The following is an 18,704-nucleotide window of genomic DNA, read 5'->3' as shown; positions in this document are numbered from 1 at the left end:
GCACTGTGAAACGAGTCATTCCCGCCCTGGTCCTGAGCGCCGCCGCGCTGGTGCCCGTCTGGCGTTACACCCCCTCGACCGGGACGACCACCACGGTGACCGCCGAGCCCGCCCCGTCCGCCTCCGCCGCGGCGGGCTCGACCGTGGTCAAGGGCCCGACCGTCGACACCGAGAAGGGTCCCGTGCAGGTCCAGGCGACCTTCCGGGGCGAGAAGATCACGGCCGTGAGCATGCTCCAGCAGCCGGACCACCCGCAGACCGAAGCGGCGGTGCCGGTGCTGATCGAGGAGACGCTCACGGCGCAGAGCGCCGACATCGACACCGTCTCCGGCGCCACCATCACCAGCGACGCCTACCGGGAGTCCCTCCAGGCGACGATCGACGAGAACGAGAAGTCGGCGTCCTCGGCCGACTCGGCGTCCTCTACCGGCTCCGGCGCGGGGGCGGGCTCCGGCACCGAGGCGTCGGGGGCCTCGCAGGAGTCGGGCGAGAGCGCGAGCCGGACCGTCGCCGGACCGACCGTCGGCACGTCCAAGGGTGACGTCCAGGTCCAGGTGACCTTCGCGGGCGACGCGATCGCCTCGGTGGAGATGCTGAAGCAGCCCGACCACCCGCAGACCGAGGCGGCCGTCCCGGTGCTGGTCAAGGAGACGCTGGCGGCGCAGAGCGCCGACATCGACACCGTCTCCGGCGCCACCATCACCAGCGACGCCTACCGGGAGTCCCTCCAGGCCGCCCTCGACACGAAGGTCTGATCCGGTGCGCCGCGTCGAACACATCATGGGGTTCCCGATCTCGCTGCTCGTCGAGGACGGCGAGCCCGAGAACGGGAACAGCGGAGCGGACACGGGCGGGAACGCCGAAGGCGCGGGGCCGCTGACCGCCGAGTCCGTGGAGCCGGCGTTCGCCTGGCTGCGCGAGGTCGACGCGCGGTTCAGCCCGTTCCGCGAGGACAGCGAGGTCTCGCGGCTGGACCGGGGCGAACTGGCGCCGGAGGAGATCAGCCCGGACCTGGCCGAGGTGCTGGCGCTCTGCGAGGAGTACCGGGTGGCCACGGGCGGCGCGTTCGACGTACGGCTGCCGGGGCGTGGGCTCGACCCCTGCGCGATGGTGAAGGGGTGGGCCGTGCAGCGGGCGGCAGAGCTGCTGACCGGCCTGGGCGCGCGGCGACTGTGCCTCAACGCGGGTGGTGACGTGGCTGCGACCGGCGGTCCGTGGCGGGTGGGCGTACGGCACCCCGAGCGGGCCGACCGCCTCTGCGTGGTCCTGTCCCTCACGAACGGGGCGGTCGCCACCTCCGCCCGCTACGAGCGCGGGGATCACATCCTCGACGGCCGTAGCGGCCGCCCCGCGACGGGACTGCTGAGCCTCACGGTCGTGGCCCCGTCCCTCACCGAGGCCGACGCGACCGCGACGGCGGCCTTCGCGATGGGCGCGGAGGGCATCGAGTGGGCCGCTTCCCGGGAGGGCTGCGAGGTGTTCGCGGTCGACGCCCAGCGGCGGGTCTTCCGGACGCCGGGACTGCCCGTGGCGGCCTGAGGGGGCCGTACGAGGGCCGCGCCCCCTCGTACCCCCGGCGCCGCACGGGTGGGCGCGGCCGCCCGCCGCCCCGAAATCCCGTTGCGGCCCCGGCCCCCGCCCCCCGACAGTGGCCCCATGACGACGACGCACCCCACCCCCCTGCCGCCCGGCCTGACCGTGCGCCCGGCGACGCTCGACGACGCGGAGGCGGTGTGCGCGCTGCTCAACGAGATCGACGTGCTGGAGATCGGCCGCGCCGAGACCGAACTGGGCGAGGTACGGGCGGATTTGAAGCATCCCGAGGCGGATCTGTCGCGTGACTCCTGGCTGCTGTTCGACGGCGACCGGCTGGTGGCGTACGGGCTGCAGTGGGACGAGTCGGGCGGCGAACGCATCGACATGGACCACTACACGCTGCCGGACCAACCTCTCGGCGCCCTGCACCTGTTCGACCTGATGGAGGCCCGCGCGGCGGAGCGCGCGGCGGCCAACGGCGCGGACCGGGCCGTCGTGCACATGCACCTCAACATCGCGCCCACGATGGACCTGGACGCCCTGCGCGAGCGCGGCTGGCGCACGGTCCGCCGCTACAACGTGATGGCCCGCCCCCTGTCCCCCGCCGAGCCGCCGGCGGCGCCCCCGCCCGGCGTCACCCTGCGCGACTGCGCGGCCGAGCCGGACCGCAGGAAGGCCCACGCCCTGCTCCAGGCGGCCTTCGCCGAACACTTCGACTTCCAGCCGCGCACGTACGAGCAGTGGCTGGACGACATCGACGCCGAGCACGTCGACTGGTCGCTGGTCTGGATCGCGCACGTCGACGGTCTCGGTGACGCGGCGGCCCTGCGGAGCCGCAACGACCGGTCCGCGATGGCCTGGATCACCAGCATCGGCGTCCTGCGCGAGGCCCGGGGCCGGGGCCTGGGCAGTCTGCTGCTCGGCCACGCCTTCGGTCATTTCGCGGCGCTGGGCCGCGACCGCATCGGCCTGGGCGTCGACACCGACAACAGCACCGGTGCGCTCGCCCTCTACGAACGGCACGGCATGAAGCCGGACTTCGCGGTCGACACCTGGGAACTGATACGCCCCGTCAAGTAGACGCGGTGCACGAAGCCCCCGTTCTCCCGGGATGTCCCCCGGGGAACGGGGGTTCTGCGTTCGGCCTGTCGGACATCGTTCGAAACCTCTTGACGCCTCACCACACGCCGATTGACACTCTCGCAACACGACGTCACATGGTCGAAACAGCGGGATGCCCGGGGCGAGGGCTCCCGCCTCTTCCCGACCCCTCCCCCCTTGCGTTCACCTTGCCTTCGCCACCCCTTCATCAGCCGTGCTCTCAGCAGGGATAACTCGACATGACGTACATCGAACGTCTGCGCGGCCGCGCGAGACGCTGGGCGGGTCCGCTCGCCGGACTGACCGCCGCGTCACTCGTCCTGGGACTGGCCGGGCCGGCCGCCCCGGCCGCCGCGGACGACGCCGATCTCACCGACGGGCTGGCCCTCTGGTACAAGCTCGACGCCTCCTCCGGCACCAAGGCCGTCGACGCCTCCGGCCACGGCCGCGACGGCACGGTGAACGGCGCCGCCGGCTGGACGGGCGACGGCCAGGGGCTCTCCTTCAACGGGTCGGACACCTACATCAAGGTGCCGAACGACGTCATGAAGGGCATGAACTCCATCAGCGTCTCCATGGACGTACTGATGGACGAGTCGCAGACCGGTCCGTACTTCATCTACGGCTTCGGCAACACCAGCAGCGGCACGGGCAACGGCTACCTCTTCGCCACCGGCAACTCGCTGCGCACGGCCATCGCTTCGGGCAACTGGTCGACCGAGCAGAACACCCGGCCCGCCGACTCGCACAACCTGAGCCGTTCGGTGTGGAAGCAGCTCACCTACACACAGACCGGCACCACGGGCGTGCTCTACGAGGACGGCGTGGAGGTCGGCCGCAACACGTCGGTCACCACCACCCCGGGGTCCATCGGCTCGGGCACCACGACCGCCAACTACATAGGCAAGTCGGTCTACACCAGCGACAAGCTCTTCAAGGGCAAGATCCGTGACTTCCGGGTCTACGACCGCGCGCTCGCCGGCTCCGAGGTCGAGCAACTCGCGCTCCCCATCGCCGAGGAGGGCCTCGCCGCCGACAAGGCGGCCCTCACCCTGGGCGACACCAGCGCGGTCACCGCCGACCTGGACCTGCCGAAGACCGGTACGGCCGGGGGCTCCACGATCACCTGGAAGAGCGACAACACCGGTGTGGTCTCGAACTCCGGCGCGGTGACCCGCCCCGCCGCCGGTGAGCCGAACGGCCACGCCACGCTGACGGCTACCCTCAAGAAGGGCTCGGCGAGCGCGACCAAGTCCTTCGAGGTCACGGTGCTGCCGACCTTCGACGACACCACCGCCGTCAAGCAGGCCGCCGAGGCGCTGACGGTGCACAACCTCGACGACGCCCGCGGCAACCTCACGCTCCCGGGCGACGGCGGCTTCGGCACGAAGGTCTCCTGGTCCTCCGCGAACGCGGACGTCGTCTCCGCGGACGGCGTGGTGAAGCGTCCCGCGCACGGCGACGGCGCCACGACCGCCGTCCTGACCGCGACGGTCACCAAGGGCGACGCGAAGACCACCCGTACCTTCACCGCGAAGGTGCCGGAACTGCCCGAGAAGGAAGCCCTCAAGGGCTACATGTTCAGCTACTTCACGGGCGAGGGCACCTCGGACGGCGAGCAGCTGTACGCCGCGCTCAGCAAGGGCAACGACCCGCTGAAGTGGCGGGAGCTGAACGACGGCAAGCCGGTCCTCACCTCCACGCTCGGCGAGAAGGGCCTGCGCGACCCGTTCATCATCCGCTCCCCCGAGGGCGACAAGTTCTACCAGATCGCCACCGACCTGAAGATCTACGGCAACGGCGACTGGGACGCCTCCCAGCGCACCGGCAGCAAGTCCATCATGGTCTGGGAGTCCACCGACCTGGTGCACTGGACGAACCAGCGCCTGGTGAAGGTCTCCCCCGACTCGGCCGGCAACACCTGGGCCCCCGAGGCGTACTACGACGAGCAGCGCGGCGAGTACGTCGTGTTCTGGGCGTCGAAGCTGTACGACAACGAGGCCCACTCCGGCGACACGTACAACCGCATGATGTACGCGACGACCCGTGACTTCTACACGTTCAGCGAGCCCAAGGTCTGGGTCGACCGCGGCTACTCCGTCATCGACTCCACGGTCATCCAGCACGACGGCGAGTACTACCGCCTCTCCAAGGACGAGCGGAACAACAGCTCCTCCACCCCCAACAGCAAGTTCATCTTCGAGGAGAAGAGCGACACGCTCCGCAGCCTCTCCTGGACCGCCGTCGCCGAGGGCATCGGCAAGGGCGCCATGAACGCCGCCGAGGGACCGCTGGTGTTCAAGTCGAACACCGAGGACAAGTGGTACGCGTTCCTCGACGAGTTCGGCGGCCGCGGCTACATCCCCTTCGAGACGAAGGACCTGGACTCCGGCGTCTGGACCCCGTCCACGGGCTACGACCTGCCGTCCAAGCCCCGGCACGGCACCGTGCTCCCGGTCACCCAGGCCGAGTACGACCGGCTGCTGAAGACCTACCAGCCCGACGGGATCGTCACGAGCGTCGAGGACGTCAAGGTCAGGACGCGCATCGCAGACGCCCCGGTCCTGCCGGCCACCGTCATCGCCGAGTTCGCCGACGGCGCCGAGCGGCCCGTCGCCGTCACCTGGGAGGACGTGGACGCCTCGAAGTACGCGCAGGCCGGCACCTTCACGGTGAAGGGCGACCTGCCCGGCGACTCGGCGATCGAGGTCCGCGCCGAGGTCACGGTCTCCACCGAGGGCCCGGACGTCCCGGCCGACCTGCTCGTGCACTACGGCTTCGACGAGACCCGCGGCAGCATCGCCCGTGACTCCAGCGGCCACGGCTACCACGGCACCTACGTCCGCACCCCCGACTTCGCGACCGGCGTCGACGGCGGCTCGTTCAAGATGTCCGGCGGCAACAGCGGTTCCAGCTCGCCCTACGTCAAGATCCCGAACGGCGTGCTGAAGGGCGCCGACAGCGTCACCGTCTCCACGTACGCGAAGTGGAAGGGCGGCGACAACTGGCAGTGGCTGTTCGGCCTCGGCCCCGACAGCGACAAGTACCTGTTCGCCAGCCCGTCGAACGGTTCCTCCGCCCTCTACTCGGCGATCACCGCCGCCAGTTGGGGCGCCGAGAAGAAGCTGTCGGGAGCGCGGCTCACCGCCGACAAGTGGCAGCACGTCACCGTCACCGTCGACGGCGGCGCCAAGACAGCGGTCCTCTACGTGGACGGCACCGAGGTGTCCCGCGCCACCGACGTCACCGTCAAGCCGTCCGACCTGTACGACGCGAACAAGGACTACAGCGGCTACATCGGCCGGTCCATGTACTCCCCCGACCCGTACTTCGGCGGTGAGGTCGACGACTTCCGGATCTACGACCGGGCCCTGACGGCCGCCGAGGTCCTGGAGATCAGCGGCAACACCACGGGAATCGCCAAGGTGACCCACCCGGCGCAGAAGACGGACGCCGTCATCGACGACGCCGGCAGCCGCGTCACGCTGCCGATGAAGCCGGGCACCGATCTCACCGAGCTGGCACCGGAGTTCACCCTCGCCCACGGCGCGTCGATCAGCCCCGCCTCCGGCACCGCGCACAACTTCACCAAGCCGGTCAAGTACGAGGTCACCGGGTCCGACGGCAAGAAGCGCACCTGGACGGTGTCGGCACGCGAGCTCAAGAGCCCGGTGCTGCCCGGCCTCAACGCGGACCCGAACATCGTCCGCTTCGGCGACACCTTCTACATCTACCCGACCACCGACGGCTTCGAGGGCTGGAGCGGTACGCAGTTCAAGGCGTACTCCTCCAAGGACCTGGTCCACTGGAAGGACCACGGCGTCATCCTGGACCTCGGTCCGGACGTCTCCTGGGCGGACAGCAGGGCCTGGGCCCCGGCGATGGAGGAGCGCAACGGCAAGTACTACTTCTACTTCTGCGCCGACGCGAACATCGGTGTGGCAGTCTCCGACTCGCCCACCGGCCCGTTCAAGGACGCGCTCGGCAAGCCGCTGCTGAAGGCCGGTACCCTCCCGGGCCAGATGATCGACCCGGCGGTCTTCACCGACGACGACGGCACCTCGTACCTCTACTGGGGCAACGGCCGCGCGTACGCGGTCCCGCTGAACGACGACATGATCTCGTTCGACTCCGCCAAGGTCACGGACATGACCCCCAGCGGCTACAACGAGGGCACGTTCGTCATCAAGCGCAAGGGCACCTACTACTTCATGTGGTCGGAGAACGACACACGTGACGAGAACTACCGGGTCGCCTACGCCACCGGCTCCTCGCCCACCGGTCCCTGGACCAAGCGGGGCGTCGTCCTGGAGAAGGACCTCTCGCTCGGCGTCAAGGGCCCCGGCCACCACTCCGTGGTCCACGTCCCCGGCACCGACGACTGGTACATCGCCTACCACCGCTTCGCCATCCCGGGCGGAGACGGCACCCACCGCGAAACCACCATCGACAAGCTGGAGTTCGACACCGACGGCCTGCTGAAGAAGGTCGTCCCCACCCTGGAGAGCATCGACCCGGTCACCATCGCCCGGGCCGGCGCGGACGTCTCCGGCAAGGAAGGCGCCAAGATCCAGCTGAACGGCACGGTCTCCGGCGCTGGCACGGCCAAGTGGACGGTCGAGAAGGGCGCACCCTGCGTCTTCGCCGACGCCGGGTCCGCGAGGACCACGGTCACCTGCGCCGACAACGGCACCTACGAGGTCACCCTGACCGGCGGCCGCAGCTCGGACACGGCCACCGTCACCGTCACCAACGCCGCCCCGGAGATCACCTCGGTGACCAGCGGGAAGACCGTGGAGACGGGCAAGGTCACCAGGATCCGGGTCAAGTTCACCGACGCGGGCACCCGTGACGAGCACATCTGCAAGATCGACTGGAAGGACGGCGGCAAGCCGGCGGCCGGCAAGGTCACCTCCGGCAGCTGCAAGGCCGAGCACACCTACCGCACGGCCGGCCTCTTCGCCCCGGTGATCACCGTCACCGACGACGACGGCGCCTCGGTGAGCCGCACCGTCGCCGAGCTGGTCGTCCACGACCGCAAGGCCGGTGCCGCGACCGGTGACGGCAGCTACACCTCCCCCGCCGGGGCCTACCCGGCAGGCCCGAAGCTGACCGGCAAGGCGGACTTCTCCTTCACCGCCGCCTACGGCAAGAACGACACCAAGCCGACCGGCAAGGTCGCGTTCGACTTCGCCGGCGCCAAGCTGAAGTTCCGCTCCACCAGCACCGAATGGCTCGTGGTCACCGGCTCCGAGGCAGTCCTCCAGGGCTACGGCACGGTCAACGGCAAGGGCGGCTACCTCTTCCGCGTCACGGCCACCGACGGTCCTGACACCTTCCAGATCAAGATCTGGAAGAAGTCCGACGGCACGGTGATCTACGACAACCGGACGGCCGCGCCGACGAAGGGCATCACCATCGGCCGCACGTAGCACCAGCGCACCACCGCAGCACGACCGAGCCGCGTCCGGACCCTTCCGGGCGCGGCTCGGCGCGTGAGGCGCGGGAATCCCCCCACCCCCAGGACGTTGAACCCCATGTGACCTCCGTACTCGCCTCCACCCGCTTCTCCGTCCTCGACCGCTCCCGCATCCGCGAGGGCCACAGCGCCCCCGAGGCCCTGCGCGACACCGTGCGACTGGCCCGGCACGCGGAGCGCCTCGGCTTCCACCGCTTCTGGGTGTCGGAACACCACGGCGTGCCCGGGGTGGCCGGTTCCGCCCCCACGGTGCTGGCCGCGGCCGTGGCGGCGGCCACCCGCACGATCCGTGTGGGCACCGGCGGAGTCATGCTCCCCAACCACCGCACGCTGGTCGTCGCGGAACAGTTCGGTGTCCTCGCGTCCCTGTTCCCCGGACGTATCGACATGGGGCTCGGCCGCTCCGTCGGCTTCACGGACGGCGTGCGCCGCGCCCTGGGCCGGGACAAGGACGACGCCGAGGACTTCGAGGGCCGGCTGGACGAGCTGCTCGGCTGGTTCGCCGGCACGTCCCCGACCGGGGTGCACGCGCGTCCCCCGGAGGGCCTGGTCGTGCCCCCGTTCGTGCTGGCGATGGGCGAGGGCGCCGACATCGCCGCGCGGGCGGGCCTGCCGATGGTGATCGGCGACCTCCGCGACCGCGACCGGATGCGGCGGGGCGTGGACCGCTATCGCGCCGGGTTCCGCCCGTCCGTGTGGGCCGAGGAGCCGTACGTCGTCGTCTCCGGCACGATCGCCGTCGCCGCCACTCCGGAGAACGCCCGCCGCCTGCTCCTGCCGGAGGCCTGGGCCATGGCGTACTCCCGCACCCACGGCACGTTCCCGCCGCTCGCCCCGGCGGAGGAGGTCGAGCGGCGGTCGATGACGGCCAGGGAACGGAGCTTTTACGAGTCCGGGCTGACCGGCCACGTCCACGGCACGCAGGAGCAGGTCGCGCACGAACTGGAGTCGGTGGTGAAGGAGACGGGCGCCCAGGAGGTCCTGGTCACGACGAGCACGTACGACCGCGAGGCGCTGTTGGACTCGTACCGGAGGCTGTCCCGGATCGCGGGCCTCGGCCACCCCCTGACCGAGGACTGACCCTCGTACGGCCCTCCCCGCGACCGCCGTGGGCGGCGTGGGCGGCGTCCGGCACGTGCTCGACCGTGGCCGGCCCGTCGATCACGGCCGTCTGCGCGGCCCGCGCCAGGGTCCGCCGGTCGAATCGGCCGGCCGGGGCGACGACGGGCCGTACCTCCACCTCGGCGACGATCCCGCGCGCCGACACCACCCGCCACACCGACGCGAGCAGCGCGTCGTCCCCGACGTAGGCGGGCGCGGTGCTCGCCCCGCCCCCGGAGCACCGGTAGCGGACACGCACCGGCTGCACGGGCACGCCGGCGTCGAGCGCGGCCTGGAACACGGCCCTCCGGAAGCGGCCCTGTGCCCGGCCGCACCAGGTGCTCCCCTCGGGAAAGGCGACGACGGCCGCACCACCGCGCAGGGCCCCGGCGATGCGCGCGACCGTCTCCGGCAGCGCGCGGATGCGGTCCCGCTCGATGAACAGCACCCCGCTCCGCGCGACGAGAGCGCCCGCCACCGGCCAGGCACGGATGTCCGCCTTGGCGAGCATCCGGGCCGGACGCACCGCCCCGAGCAGCGGTATGTCGAGCCAGGAGACGTGGTTGGCGACGAGGAGCAGACCTCCGGCGGGCGCTTCGGCACCGGAGATCCGCACCCGGACCCCCGAGGCGCGCACGACCCACCGGCTCCACCGGCGCACGACGCCGGACGGCAGACGCAGGCCGACGAGGCTCACCAGCACCCCGACGGCGACCAGGGCCACGACCGCCGCGAACCGGGCCACGGCCCGGGGCAGGGCGGCGCCCGGCCCGGTCGCCGCCACGCACGCCCGCGGGCTGCAGGGCGCGCTGGGCAGCCATGCGCTCACCGGTTCACGCCGCCGGGACGAGGGAGAGGAAGTGCCGCAGGTATCGGGCGTCGACCCGGCGCATCGACAGCAGCACGTACAGGTCCGCGACCCCGAAGTCCGGGTCGTGCGCGGGCTCGCCGCACACCCAGGCGCCGAGCCGCAGGTAGCCGCGCAGCAGCGGCGGCAGCTCGGTACGCCCCTGTGCCGCCCCGGCCTTCGGCACCCACGGCAGCAGGGGCCGTACCCGGTACTCCTCCGGCGCCAGGTTCCTGGCCCGGACCCGGTCCCAGGTGCCCGCGGCGAGGGCTCCGCCGTCGGCGAGCGGGAGGGAGCAGCAGCCGCCCAGCCACTCGTGGCCGCCCTGGACCATGTAGCGGGCGATGCCGGCCCAGATCAGGCCGATCACGGTGCCGTCACGGTGGTCGGGGTGCACACAGGACCGGCCGACCTCCACCAGCGAGGGGCGGATCGCGTCGAGCGGGCCGAGGTCGAACTCGCCCTCGGAGTACAGCCGTCCGGCGACCGCGGCCCGCTCGGGCGGCAGCAGCCGGTAGGTGCCGACGACCTGTCCGGTCAGGGTGTCCCGAACGAGCAGGTGGTCGCAGTGGGCGTCGAAGGGGTCGACGTCGAGCCCCGGCTGCGGCGACGCCGTCAGGGCCCCCATCTCCCCGGCGAAGACGTCGTGCCGCAGCCGCTGGGCGGCGCGGACGTCCTCCTCGCCGCGGGCCAGGGTGACGGTGTAGCGGGTGGGGGCCGTCGGCCGGGGCGGGCTGTCGAGGGTGGAGGCGGTCATGGCATCTCCTGGTCACACGGGCCGACTCGGCGGCGTCAGGGGCGGACCTGGGGACGTGCGGCCCGCCGCCCCAGTTCTTCCGGCGCCGGCTGACACCCGCGTGACCGGTCGCGGGAGCCCGGATGTGGAGAGGTTGAACGGCTCGGACCAGGTGTCCGGGGCGTCCGGGTCCGTCGACCGGCGGGTGTCGCGACGGTGACGAGACCCTGGCGGGGCCGGGAGAGAGCACCACGCCCGGCCCCGCCCGTCCGCACCTGTCGGCGAACGTTCCATGCCCCCGCACGGGGGCGCTCGGCGGGCCCGGGCGGACCTGCCGCGTACCGGCCTACCGCGTCCCGGCCTTCCGGGCGGCCCGCAGCCACTCCTTGTTCATGCTCGTGATGGACATCAGCGGAATCCCCTTGGGGCAGGCCGTGGCGCACTCGCCCGCCAGCGTGCACCCTCCGAACCCCTCCTCGTCCATCCGCTCCACCATGTCCAGCACCCGTGTCTCCCGCTCGGGCGCGCCCTGCGGCAGCAGGTTCAGATGGTTGATCTTCGCCGAGGTGAACAGCATCGCCGCCCCGTTCGGACACGCGGCCACACAGGCCCCGCACCCGATGCACTCCGCGTGCTCGAACGCGAGGTCCGCGTCCGGTTTCGGGACGGCCGTGGCGTGCGCCTCCGGCGCCGCCCCGGTCGGCGCGGTGATGTATCCCCCGGCCTGGATGATCCGGTCGAACGCCGACCTGTCCACCACGAGGTCCTTGACCACCGGGAAGGCCGCCGCCCGCCAGGGTTCGACGTCGATCGTGTCGCCGTCCGAGAAGGACCGCATGTGCAGCTGGCAGGTCGTCGTCCGCTCCGGACCGTGCGCGTCGCCGTTGATGACGAGCGAGCACGCCCCGCAGATCCCCTCCCGGCAGTCGTGGTCGAAGGCCACCGGGTCCTCACCGCGCAGGACGAGTTCCTCGTTGAGCGTGTCGAGCATCTCCAGGAAGGACATGTCGGGCGAGATGCCGTCCACCTCGTACGTGGACATGGCGCCGTCGGCGTCGGCGTTCCGCTGCCGCCAGACGCGCAGGGTCAGCTTCATGCGTAGCTCCGCTGGGTGGGGTGGACGTACTCGAAGACCAGGTCTTCCCTGTGCAGTACGGGGGCCGTACCGGTTCCCGTGAACTCCCAGGCGGCGGCGTACGAGAACTCCTCGTCCCGGCGCTCCGCCTCGCCGTCGGCCGTCTGGGACTCCTCACGGAAGTGACCGCCGCAGGATTCCGCGCGGTGCAGCGCGTCGAGGCACATCAGCTCGGCGAGTTCGAGGTAGTCGACGATCCGGTTGGCCTTCTCCAGGGACTGGTTGAACTCCTCGCCCGTCCCCGGGACCTTGATCCGCCGCCAGAACTCCTCCCGGATCTGCGGAATCCGCTCCAGCGCCTTCCGCAGGCCGCTGTCGGTGCGGGCCATACCGCAGAACTCCCACATCAGTTCGCCGAGTTCGCGGTGGAAGGAGTCGGGCGTGCGGTCGCCGTCGACGGCGAGCAGCAGGTTCAGCCGGTCCTCGGTCTCGGCCAGCGCCTCCTGGACGACGGGGTGCTCGGGGCCGATCCCGTCCTGTTCCGGGTGCCGGGCGAGGTAGTCGTTGATGGTGGCCGGCAGCACGAAGTACCCGTCGGCGAGGCCCTGCATCAGCGCGGACGCGCCGAGCCGGTTGGCCCCGTGGTCGGAGAAGTTGGCCTCGCCGATGGCGAACAGGCCGGGGACGGTGGTCTGGAGGTCGTAGTCCACCCACAGTCCGCCCATCGTGTAGTGCACGGCCGGGTAGATCCGCATGGGCACCTCGTACGGATCCTCGTCGGTGATCCGCTGGTACATGTCGAAGAGGTTGCCGTACCTGGCCTCGACGGCCTCGCGGCCCATCCGTGCGACGGCGTCGGCGAAGTCCAGGTAGACGCCCTGTCCGCCGGGCCCGACGCCGCGCCCCTCGTCGCAGACGTTCTTCGCGGCGCGGGAGGCGATGTCCCGGGGGACGAGGTTGCCGAAGGAGGGGTAGATCCGCTCCAGGTAGTAGTCGCGCTCGTCCTCGGGGATCTGGTTCGCGGGCCGGCGGTCGCCCCGCGCCCTGGGCACCCAGATGCGGCCGTCGTTGCGCAGCGACTCGCTCATCAGCGTCAGCTTGGACTGGTGGTCGCCGGTGCGGGGGATGCACGTCGGATGGATCTGGGTGAAGCACGGGTTCGCGAACAGCGCGCCGCGTCGGTGCGCCCGCCACACGGCGGTGGCGTTGGAGTTCATCGCGTTGGTCGACAGGTAGAAGACGTTCCCGTACCCGCCGCTCGCCAGCACCACGGCGTCCGCGAAGTACGAGTCGATCTTCCCCGTGATCAGATCCCGTGCCACGATCCCGCGTGCCCGCCCGTCGACCACGATCAGGTCGAGCATCTCGGTGCGCGGGTGCATCTCCACGTTCCCGGCCGCGATCTGCCTGCTCAACGCCTGATAGGCGCCCAGCAGCAGCTGCTGCCCGGTCTGGCCTCGGGCGTAGAACGTCCGCGACACCTGGACGCCGCCGAAGGAGCGGGTGTCGAGCAGCCCGCCGTACTCCCGGGCGAAGGGCACGCCCTGTGCCACGCACTGGTCGATGATCTCGACGGAGATCTGCGCCAGCCGGTGGACGTTCGACTCCCGTGCCCGGAAGTCGCCGCCCTTGACGGTGTCGTAGAACAGCCGGTGGACCGAGTCGCCGTCGTTGCGGTAGTTCTTGGCCGCGTTGATGCCGCCCTGGGCGGCGATCGAGTGGGCGCGGCGCGGGGAGTCCTGGTAGCAGAACTGGACGACGTGGTAGCCCTGTTCGGCGAGCGTAGCGCCCGCCGAGCCGCCGGCGAGGCCCGTACCGACGACGATCACCGTGTGCTTGCGGCGGTTGGCGGGGTTGACGAGCCTGGCCTCGAAACGGCGCCGGTCCCAGCGCTCGGCGACCGGCCCCGCGGGGGCCTTGCCGTCGACGACCGGTGCCCCGGTCGTGTAGTCCGTGTAGGCGGGGGACGTGGTCATGGTCAGCTCACCACTCCGGTCATGACGGCGACGGGTACGGAGACGAAGCCCGCGGTCAGCACCAGCGCGAGGACGTTGGCGGTGGTCTTCAGGGCCCGGTCGCGGGTACGGCTGCCGACGCCGAGGGTCTGGGCCGCGCTCCAGAAGCCGTGCCGGACGTGCAGACCGAGCGCGAGCACCGCGGCGATGTAGACGACGTTGCCGTACCAGGTGGAGAAGGTGTCGATCACGTTCTGGTACGGGTGTCCGGCCTCGAAACCGCCCGGGTGGACGGTGCCGGTCGTCAGGTCGAGGATGTGCCAGACGATGAACAGGGCGAGGATGACGCCGCCCCAGCGCATGGTGCGGGTCGCGTAACTCGCCCGGCGCTTCCTGTGGACGTACTTGCTCGGCCGGGCCCGCAGGTCGCGGCGGCTGAGCTGGTAGGCGGCCGTGGCGTGGGCGACGACCGCGGCGACGAGCACCACGCGGACGATCCACAGCGCCCACTCGTGGTGCAGGAAGGGCTCGCCGAGGGTGCGCAGCCAGTGGGCGTAGCCGTTGAACTCGTCCGAGCCGAAGAAGATCTTGAGGTTGCCGAGCATGTGGACGACCAGGTACGCCAGCATGATCAGTCCGCTGACGGCCATCACCGTCTTCTTGCCGAGGGAGCTGTCCCACGCCGAGCGCGCGAAGGACGGTTTTCGTTCCGTCCGTTCCGCCCGGTCCGTCCGCGTTGCCAGAGCCATGCGACAGACGCTAGAACCACAGCACCCCATCGGTCCAAGACATGAAACAGCTCGTTTCGATAGCTGGAGGCTATCGTCCCGTATCGTGGAGTGATGCAGTTCCAGCAACTCCAGTACTTCGTGGCGGTGGCCGAGACCAGACACTTCACCCGGGCCGCCGAGCTGGTCCATGTGGCGCAGCCGTCGCTGTCGCAGCAGATCAAGGCGCTGGAACGGGAGTTGGGCGCGGACCTCTTCCAGCGTGCGCGCGGGAACATCACGCTGACGGACGCCGGTGAGGCGCTGCTGCCGCTGGCCCGCCGCATCCTGGCCGACACCGACACCGCCCGGCACGAGGTGCAGGAGCTGGTCCAGCTGCGGCGGGGCCGGGTCCGGCTCGGCGCGACCCCGAGCCTGTGCACGGGCCTGCTCCCGGACGTGCTGCGCGCCTTCCACGACCGCTACCCGGGCATCCGGCTGCTGATCGAGGAGGGCGGCTCGCACGACCTCGTACGGCAGCTGGCGCGGGGCGCGCTGGATCTGGCCCTGGTGGTCCTCCCGCTTCCCACGCCCTCCCCCGCGCTCACCACCGTGGAACTGCTGCGCGAGGACCTGGTCGTGGTCTCCTCCCCCGACGCCCCGGGGCCCGGCAACGGCCGCCGCACGGTCCGTGTCCCCGATCTGGAGGGCGAGCGGCTCGTGATGTTCCGCCACGGCTATGACCTGCGGGAACTCACCGTCGCCGCATGCCGGGCCGCGGGCTTCGAACCGGACTTCGCGGTCGAGGGGGGCGAGATGGACGCCGTCCTCGGCTTCGTCCGGGCCGGTCTCGGCGTCGCCGTCGTCCCGCGCATGGTCGCCACCGGGGCCGGCCGGGGCCTGCGGGTCACCCCGCTGGCCCGGCCCGGCCTCCATCGGACCATCGCGCTCGCCCACCGCAGCGATGTGGCTCCGCCTCGGGCCGCGCGGGAGCTGCAGCGGATGCTGGTGGAGCGGTGAGGGTGCGCTGTCGGTCCCGGTCGCGCCGTTCACCGTGAGCGCCGTTGCGGAACTCCGCTGCGCCGTGGCTGATCGCGCGGTTCCCCGCGCCCCCGGAGGGGCGCGCTGCACGCGTCGGCGGCGGGGAAGGAACCTCTTCTATCCCGTCGCGTCCATCAACGCCAGTTCGTGGAGGCGGTCCGGGGGGCCCGGGCGGGCGTAGTACCAGCCCTGGGCGGTGTCGCAGCCGAGGATGCGCAGTTGCTCCGCCTGGGCGCCGGTCTCGACGCCCTCGACGGTGACCGCGAGGTCGAGGCTGTGGGCCAGGGAGACGATCCCCTCGACGATCTTCAGGTCGACGGGGTCGGCCGGGAACTGCTGCATGCTCTGGGTGAAGGACCGGTCCAGCTTCAGGACGCGGACCGGCAGCCGGCGCAGGTTGGCGAGGTTGGAGTAGCCGGTGCCGAAGTCGTCGAGGGCGATGTCGACGCCCATCTCGGAGAGCCTGCGCAGGGGCTTGAGCAGGTCGTCGTCGGCGCCGATCAGGGCGGACTCCGTGACCTCCAGGCACAGGGCGTCCGGTTCGAGTCCGGCGCGCTCCAGGATGTCCACCGTGTCCTGGACCAGCCCGGGATGGGTCAGCTGGCACGGGGAGAGGTTGACGTTGACGCGCAGCGGGCCGGTCGCCCGTGTGCCGCCGCGTTCCTGCCACGCGCGGGCCTGGCGCACCGACTGCTCCAGGACCCAGCGGCCGAGCGGCACGATCAGGCCGGTGCGCTCGGCGAGCGGGATGAAGCGGTCGGGGCCGAGGACGCCGTGCTGCGGATGCAGCCAGCGGACCAGCGCCTCGGCGCCGCGCACGGTGCCGTCGCCGAGGTGGACCAGCGGCTGGTACTCGATGAAGAACTCGCCCCGGTCCAGGGCGGCGGGCAGTGCCGTCGTGAGCCCGTGCCGGGTGATGGCGCGGGCGTCGGCCTCCGCGTCGGCGACCTCGTAGCGGTTGCCGCCCGCGGACTTGGCCCGGTACATCGTGATGTCGGCGCTGCGCAGCACCTCCGCCGGGCCGCGCTCCCCCGCCGGGCCCTCGACGATGCCGATGCTGCCGCGGACCAGCAGTTCACGGCCCTCGATGCGGACCGGGGTGACCAGCGCGTTCATGATGCGGTCGGCAAGATCGTCGACCTCGCGCTCGGTGTCGGTGCCGGTGGTCAGGGCCACGAACTCGTCGCCGCCGAGCCGGGCGACCATCTCACCGGGCGCGGTCGCACAGGACTGCAGCCGGTCGGCGACCTCGACGAGCAGCCGGTCGCCGGCCGCGTGTCCGAGGCTGTCGTTGATGGTCTTGAAGCCGTCGAGGTCGAGATAGCAGAGGCCGAACCGCTGTCCGTCGCCCGCCGCGAGGGCCTTCTCCAGGCGTTCGAAGAACAGGGTGCGGTTGGGCAGTCCGGTGAGCGCGTCGTGGGTGGCCTCGTAGCGGAGACGGAGGTTGAGCAGCCGGCGCTCGGTGGTGTCCTCCATGAGGGCCAGCTGGTACTGGGGCCGGCCGTCCGCGTCCCGCAGCAGGGACACCGTCAGGTTGGTCCACAGGACCGTCCCGTCGGGCCGGTGGAACGCCTTTTCGGTGTGGTAGTGCTCGCGCTCGCCGCCGACCAGTTCGTCGTACAGGCGCCACACCTGGGGCGCGTCCTCGGCGTGCCTCCACTCGGGGACGCGGCGCCCGCGCATCGCCTGCTCGGTGACCCCGAACATGCGCAGCAGCGCCCCGTTGACCTGGAGGATGTTGCCGTCGAGGTCGGCGATGCCGATGCCTATGGCGGCGCCCTCGAACACCGCGCGGAACCTGGCCTCGGTGGCGTGCAACGCCAGGGCGACCGCGCCCTGGGCCTCCAGCGCGGCGCGGGCGATGGCCTCCTGCTCGGCCAGCGTCCGCTGCCGCAGGGCCTCGGCGAACCCGGCGGCCATCGCGGACTGCAGCCGCCCGGCACGGGCCCGCAGGTCCTCCTGGGGTCCGTCGCCGCCGCAGTAGAGCACCAGATAGGCGTCGACGCAGTCCAGGGTCTGGCTGAGCGCGTCGGGTTCGGTGCAGTGCGCCTCGACGAGGGCGGCACCGACGGCCCTGCCCGCTTCGGCGTCGTACGTCCTCGCCCGCAGTGCCTCGCTCAGCCTGCGGGCGAGCGGCAGCAGTCGTTCCTCGAACTCGGGCCGGGTCAGCGACGTGGAGGTGGCGGGGAAGACCGCGCGGCTCCAGATGGTCGCGAACCGGCGGAGTCTGTCCTCCGGCCCGTCCGGCTCCGCCCTCACGCTTTGGTCCCCACGCCGGCGAACTGCGCGTAGGCGTACGGATCCTCGTCCTCGGAAGCCGTGTCGGGCCGCCACTTCGCCATCGGCACCACTCCGGGTTCCACCATGTCGTACCCCTCGAAGAACCGTGCGACCTCGTCGGCCGAGCGCATGGTCAGCGGATTGCGAATGTTCCTGTACACGTCCACCATGGCCGCCGCCCGCTCCGCGGGCAGCGGGATCCCCTCGCTGCAGGCGTGCGAGACGACCATCAGGCTGCCGGGCGCGAGCGCGTCGCGCAGCTCCGCCACCGCCCCGTAGGGGTCGTCCGTGTCCTCCACGAAGTGCAGTATGGCAACCAGGAGCAGCGCCACCGGCCGGTTCAGGTCGATCAGTCGCCGAACCTGGGGGCTTTCGAGGATCTCGTGGGGCTTGCGGAGGTCGGCCGCGACCACGTCCACGCCGTCCTTCCCCTTCAGAACCTCCTGGCTGTGTGCTACGGCGACGGGGTCGTGGTCGACATAGACGACCCGGGCGCCGGGGCTGGCCTCCTGGGCCACCTCGTGCACGTTTCCGAAGGTGGGGATCCCGGATCCGATGTCCAGGAACTGCGTGACGCCCGCGTCGGCCGCGTACCGCACCGCGCGGCGCATGAACGCCCGGTTCGCCTGCATGATCTTGGGCAGGCCCGGCACGTGCTCCATGGCCCTGCGGGCCGCTTCCCGGTCGACCTCGAAATTGTGCGAACCACCCAGGTAGTAGTCGTATATGCGTGCCACGGACGGCATCGAGATGTCGATGCTCCGCGGCGCCCAGGCGGGACGCTCCATCTGTGTACTCCAACGCTTCGGGGCTGACGTGGGCGATCCGGTGTTCGAGCTGAGGCTA

General features: G+C 71.4%; 13 protein-coding genes. 6 read left to right on the top strand and 7 right to left on the bottom strand.

Annotated elements, in window-relative coordinates:
• Window positions 1-5: 5 nt before the first annotated feature.
• The 5 genes from ACZ6BB_RS05340 to ACZ6BB_RS05320 all read left to right on the top strand — a co-directional run bounded on the left by ACZ6BB_RS05340 (window position 6) and on the right by ACZ6BB_RS05320 (window position 9,196).
• On the top strand, window positions 6-755 hold the full coding sequence (locus tag ACZ6BB_RS05340) for an FMN-binding protein (RefSeq protein ID WP_471613966.1): 750 nt from the start codon (window positions 6-8) through the stop codon (window positions 753-755).
• A 4-nt stretch (window positions 756-759) separates the two neighbouring features.
• Window positions 760-1,539 carry an FAD:protein FMN transferase gene (locus ACZ6BB_RS05335; RefSeq protein ID WP_471613965.1) on the top strand — a complete coding sequence of 260 codons (780 nt, stop codon included), beginning with the start codon at window positions 760-762 and terminating at the stop codon, window positions 1,537-1,539.
• A 117-nt stretch (window positions 1,540-1,656) separates the two neighbouring features.
• Entirely contained in the window at window positions 1,657-2,616 is a 960-nt protein-coding gene (locus ACZ6BB_RS05330; RefSeq protein ID WP_471613964.1) for a GNAT family N-acetyltransferase, read from the top strand.
• 260 nt (window positions 2,617-2,876) lie between these two features.
• Window positions 2,877-8,069: a family 43 glycosylhydrolase gene (locus tag ACZ6BB_RS05325; RefSeq protein ID WP_471613963.1), complete on the top strand. Its 5,193-nt coding sequence runs from the start codon at window positions 2,877-2,879 to the stop codon at window positions 8,067-8,069.
• 107 nt (window positions 8,070-8,176) lie between these two features.
• The gene (locus ACZ6BB_RS05320; protein WP_471613962.1) at window positions 8,177-9,196 is read left to right on the top strand and encodes an LLM class flavin-dependent oxidoreductase; all 1,020 of its coding nucleotides are present in this window, start codon (window positions 8,177-8,179) and stop codon (window positions 9,194-9,196) included.
• Here the strand turns inward: ACZ6BB_RS05320 and ACZ6BB_RS05315 are convergent.
• From ACZ6BB_RS05315 to ACZ6BB_RS05295, 5 genes are all read right to left on the bottom strand, one after another.
• Complete coding sequence (locus tag ACZ6BB_RS05315) at window positions 9,102-10,046, bottom strand: lysophospholipid acyltransferase family protein (RefSeq protein WP_471613961.1); 945 nt, start codon at window positions 10,044-10,046, stop codon at window positions 9,102-9,104. The two genes, ACZ6BB_RS05320 and ACZ6BB_RS05315, sit on opposite strands and share 95 nt — an antisense overlap.
• A 4-nt stretch (window positions 10,047-10,050) precedes the next feature.
• Window positions 10,051-10,821, bottom strand: a complete 771-nt coding sequence (locus ACZ6BB_RS05310; RefSeq protein ID WP_471613960.1) for a GNAT family N-acetyltransferase — start codon at window positions 10,819-10,821, stop codon at window positions 10,051-10,053.
• 325 nt (window positions 10,822-11,146) lie between these two features.
• Window positions 11,147-11,896 (bottom strand): succinate dehydrogenase/fumarate reductase iron-sulfur subunit, encoded by a 750-nt coding sequence (locus ACZ6BB_RS05305; RefSeq protein ID WP_471613959.1) that lies wholly within the window; start codon window positions 11,894-11,896, stop codon window positions 11,147-11,149.
• Window positions 11,893-13,851, bottom strand: coding sequence for a fumarate reductase/succinate dehydrogenase flavoprotein subunit (locus tag ACZ6BB_RS05300; protein WP_471613958.1), 1,959 nt, complete (start codon window positions 13,849-13,851; stop codon window positions 11,893-11,895). Before ACZ6BB_RS05300 ends, ACZ6BB_RS05305 begins: the two co-directional genes overlap by 4 nt.
• Window positions 13,852-13,853: 2 nt before the next feature.
• Window positions 13,854-14,579 carry a succinate dehydrogenase gene (locus ACZ6BB_RS05295; RefSeq protein ID WP_471613957.1) on the bottom strand — a complete coding sequence of 242 codons (726 nt, stop codon included), beginning with the start codon at window positions 14,577-14,579 and terminating at the stop codon, window positions 13,854-13,856.
• 93 nt (window positions 14,580-14,672) lie between these two features.
• On the opposite strand from ACZ6BB_RS05295, the gene ACZ6BB_RS05290 reads away from it, so the two are divergent.
• Window positions 14,673-15,557: a LysR family transcriptional regulator gene (locus tag ACZ6BB_RS05290; RefSeq protein ID WP_471613956.1), complete on the top strand. Its 885-nt coding sequence runs from the start codon at window positions 14,673-14,675 to the stop codon at window positions 15,555-15,557.
• A gap of 138 nt (window positions 15,558-15,695) precedes the next feature.
• Here ACZ6BB_RS05290 and ACZ6BB_RS05285 read toward each other — a convergent pair whose 3' ends face one another.
• Window positions 15,696-17,837 carry a putative bifunctional diguanylate cyclase/phosphodiesterase gene (locus ACZ6BB_RS05285; protein WP_471613955.1) on the bottom strand — a complete coding sequence of 714 codons (2,142 nt, stop codon included), beginning with the start codon at window positions 17,835-17,837 and terminating at the stop codon, window positions 15,696-15,698.
• Window positions 17,834-18,646 carry an SAM-dependent methyltransferase gene (locus ACZ6BB_RS05280; protein ID WP_471613954.1) on the bottom strand — a complete coding sequence of 271 codons (813 nt, stop codon included), beginning with the start codon at window positions 18,644-18,646 and terminating at the stop codon, window positions 17,834-17,836. The genes ACZ6BB_RS05285 and ACZ6BB_RS05280 overlap by 4 nt, the downstream gene beginning before the upstream one ends.
• Window positions 18,647-18,704: the final 58 nt, after the last annotated feature.

It is taken from the genome of Streptomyces sp. NPDC041108 (assembly GCF_055592645.1).
Note: the sequence above shows the minus strand (reverse complement) of the source record. Positions and strands in the feature narration are given on the sequence as shown.